The sequence below is a fragment of the Bacteroides caecigallinarum genome, assembly GCF_016901995.1.
Classification (GTDB): domain Bacteria; phylum Bacteroidota; class Bacteroidia; order Bacteroidales; family Bacteroidaceae; genus Phocaeicola; species Phocaeicola cellulolyticus.
Window position 1 is genome coordinate 1 of sequence record NZ_JACJLE010000101.1, and the last position, 3,879, is coordinate 3,879.

The window sequence follows — 3,879 nt, forward strand, 5'->3', positions numbered from 1 at the left end:
ATATGAATATGCATGGCAGGAATACCAGCTTCCATATAATGAATTTCATCAAGGAACTGGAAAAAGGAAAGATTGATAGTTTCATGGAGCGTCTTCAAAGTCTCTTTTCTGACACTCCATATGAGTTGATTCGCGACACAGAGCTTCATTATCAGAATGTTCTTTTTATAGTATTCCGTCTTATGGGTTTCTTTACTCATGCCGAGTATCACACTTCTCAAGGCAGGATAGACATGGTCGTGAAAACTCCACAGTATATATATGTAATGGAATTCAAGTTTGAAGGCAGTGCCGAGGATGCTATCGCGCAAATAGACTCACGAAACTATGCTTTACCTTTCATGTCTGATGGACGTAAGGTTTATAAGATAGGGGTTAATTTCAGTGCGGAAACCAGAAATATAGAGAAGTGGATAGTATCCGATTAAGCGATATAATGAATACACTTAGTATCAAACGTGCGTATTTGCAACATGAATGTGCGAATACGCACGTTGTTTTATATTGATATTTGAATGTATTGTCTTGATTAATAGGTGATTATGCGTTTGGCGTGATTTTTGATTATATTTACTATGAGAACATATTATGAATTTTAGGAATACGTCAGTTTTATACTGGTGTGTTATTTAAATTAAATGAATTTGGATATGATATTACATTATTTGAAAGTAGCCATACGCAGCCTGATGAAATTCAAGATGCAGAACATTATAGCCATATTCGGATTGGCTATGTCGTTGTTTTGCTTTAGTGTCTGCCTTTATTTTAGCAGGTATATATTCAGTACAGATGATTGTTTCAGGAATAGGGACAGGATAGTTGAATTATATTTAGAACGTTCTGACAATAATTTCAGTAGTATAACTTCAGGTAGTTTACCTTCGTTTTTGAGAAACCAAGGTTTGAATGCAAAAGCCTTTTGTGGAGTTGCAAGAACGGATGAACGCTCGTATAACATTGAGGTTTATGAAGGTAAACTGTTACCTTATAACCTGAGGTTCATGGAGACTGATTCCTGTTTTAATGAAGTCTTTACTCCTGAAATATTACATGGCAGTTGGAAAAATGCAATACAGAATCCAAATTCGGTAATTCTTTTTGAAAGTACAGCTAAACGTATTTTTGGTTCAGCCGAAAAATCAATAGGTAAACGTATGGTTTTAAACAGACGTTTATATACTTCGCCAAACAGTACGCCTCGTGAAGGAGGGATAAATTATGTGATACAGGCGGTAGCCAAAGATTTGCCATTGAATAACAGTTTGAACTTTTTATGTAAAACGGATGCTTTGGTTATTAATGATACAGAAGGGCAAATCAATGACAGAAATTTGCCGGTAATGGATGCTGTTACATTCGCACTGGCAGAAGATGCTGCCTCGGTACAAAGTCTTATTGAAGAATTAGATGAAAGGAAGCTTGATTTTGAATTCTTTAATGAGAAAAGGGGAGTATCTGGCGGTACTTTCGGAACTTATTTTTGGAGTGATGAAGGTGTAGCATTATATTTTGCTAATATTACTCTTATAGCCGGAATATTGGTATTGGTGGTTGGCTTGCTCAATTTCTTTCATTTTATAATTGGCTCTTTCCTCATACGTGTGAAAGAATGTAATATCCGTAGGGTGAACGGTGCCGGATTTAAAGATATGTTTCTGATGTTTTTCGTACAGATAAGTGTTTCTATATTTTTGTCGGCATTCGTTACTTATCTTATCATAGAACTTCTTTCACCGTTCCTTAGTCTTACACTGGTACGTTTCAGCATTGTCATAGATCCGTATTTACTGATGTGGCAGACTTTTACTTATCTTATTGGCATCATGGTGTTGTGTATGGTGATATCGTTGTTTGTAATAGTAAAAGTGAGACGGTCGTTTCTCACTCAGAAACTTAACACAGTCACCAGAAGATATGGCAGGCACAGGTTGAGAAATTTATCATTGGGAATGCAGCTGTTTATCAGTCTGATATTTATTTCGCTTGCAACGGCATTGTACATGCAATCTGTGAATACAAACAATTCTGTTTTCGGAACATTGTCAAAAACAGAAAAAGAACGTATCCTTAGTGTTTCACTCGATTATTCTTTTATGGATAATAATACTAAAAAGACATTAATAGACAAGTTTAAACGATGTCCGGGTGTGGAAGATATCATTATTTCGGATATCAATTATCTGCATGGAGTTTCAGGTACAGGACTTTTTCTGACAGAGAAAAGAGAAAATTATGTCGATGCAAATGTAATGCGTGTATCACCGAGCTTTTTCCGATTTATGAATATAGGCATATTATCCGGTAATGAGCAGAAAACATTGGGCGAGATGATAATAGACGAGGTACTTGCCAAACGTATAAACAAGGATATTCAATTAGGGAAAGTTTTGTATGACTATAATAAAGGATATACACTTGTAGGAATATCAGCTCCTTTTGTATCGTCTAATTATTCTGGTAGGGAATTAAACGGTTTTATGTTTGTACCATCTGATTTTTCTGATTACATAGGACATTGTTATGTTAAATGTTATGCCAATCGTTTGAAAGAAGCTGTTTCGTCAATAAAATCTGTAATGAAAGATGCTTTGCCGGAAAGTATTGAAGTCTCCGTACCCACAATGATGGATGATATATACGAAGAGCATGCGCTGGAATTCAAACTGAGAGGTATTGTACTCTTTATGTCAATCATAGCACTTATTATCTCTGTGCTTGGGATTTATTCAGCAATAACTCTCGACACCGAATACCGCCGTAAGGAAATGGCTATACGGAAGATAAACGGAGCAGGAGTTCGTCAGATAGTATTGATTTTTGCAAGGCTTTATATCGTGTTGGTTATCGTTACTGTGGCTATAGCATTTCCTATAGTGGAATTCCTGTTACGAATGTTCAGCAATATGTATTATTCTTTTATAGATACAGGTATATTGTTTTACGGAGGAATATTGTTGTTTGTGGTGTTGCTCATTACTCTGACAGTTTATGTCCGCATAAGAAATATAGCGCGAATTAATCCGGCTGAGATTATAAAGAGCGAATAGATTCAGGATTTCCCTTATTGTGGTAATGGATAGTTCATATTGAAAAACTGTGTTTTTCTTTTGTCTCTACGCTTTCATTTGCATATCTTTGTAGAAACAACGGTGTCTTATTCAAAATTCAGACTTTATATGAACAGATTATATCCCATAGGAATCCAGAACTTCGAGAAACTTCGTAAGGGTGGTTTTGTTTATGTTGACAAGACTGCGCTTATACATCGTCTTGTCTCTACAGGCGGTTATTATTTCTTCGGTCGTCCGCGCCGTTTCGGTAAGAGTCTGATGATTTCCACTCTTGAGTCTTATTTTGAGGGTAGAAAAGATTTATTTCAGGGACTTGCAATAGAGAGCCTTGAAAAGGACTGGGACGAATATCCTATCTTTCATATAGATTTGAACAATGAGGAGTACAATTCCCGCAAACGGCTTGAAGGTGTACTTAACAATTATCTTGTGCGATGGGAAAGGATATACGGAAGTGAGCCTTCGGAGGAATCACTTTCGTTGAGATTTGCCGGACTTATCAGACGTGCATCGGAGCAGACCGGTCGTGGTGTAGTAATCCTGATAGACGAGTACGATAAGCCTCTTATTCAATCATTGGACAATGAGGAACTTCAGTCCGAGTACCGAAGTATTCTGAAATCCTTTTACGGTAATCTGAAATCATGTGACAAGTATATCCGCTTTGCTCTCCTTACGGGAGTGACCAGATTCAGTAGGGTAAGCATTTTCAGTGATTTGAATAATTTGAATGACATCACTATGGATCCTGACTTTGCGTCTTTGTGCGGTATAAGCGAAAAAGAACTTGTAGAATTCTTTGATG

3 protein-coding genes are annotated in these 3,879 nt (G+C 36.7%); all 3 read left to right on the forward strand.

Features of this window, described 5'->3' with window-relative positions; genetic code table 11:
* A partial coding sequence (locus tag H6A61_RS15005) for a PD-(D/E)XK nuclease domain-containing protein (protein ID WP_204394700.1) occupies positions 1–428 on the forward strand: 428 nt, incomplete at its 5' end.
* A 222-nt stretch (positions 429–650) separates the two neighbouring features.
* Positions 651–3,050, forward strand: coding sequence for an ABC transporter permease (locus tag H6A61_RS15010; RefSeq protein ID WP_204394701.1), 2,400 nt, complete (start codon positions 651–653; stop codon positions 3,048–3,050).
* A 129-nt stretch (positions 3,051–3,179) separates the two neighbouring features.
* On the forward strand, positions 3,180–3,879 hold a 700-nt coding region (locus H6A61_RS15015; protein WP_204394702.1), incomplete at its 3' end, for an AAA family ATPase.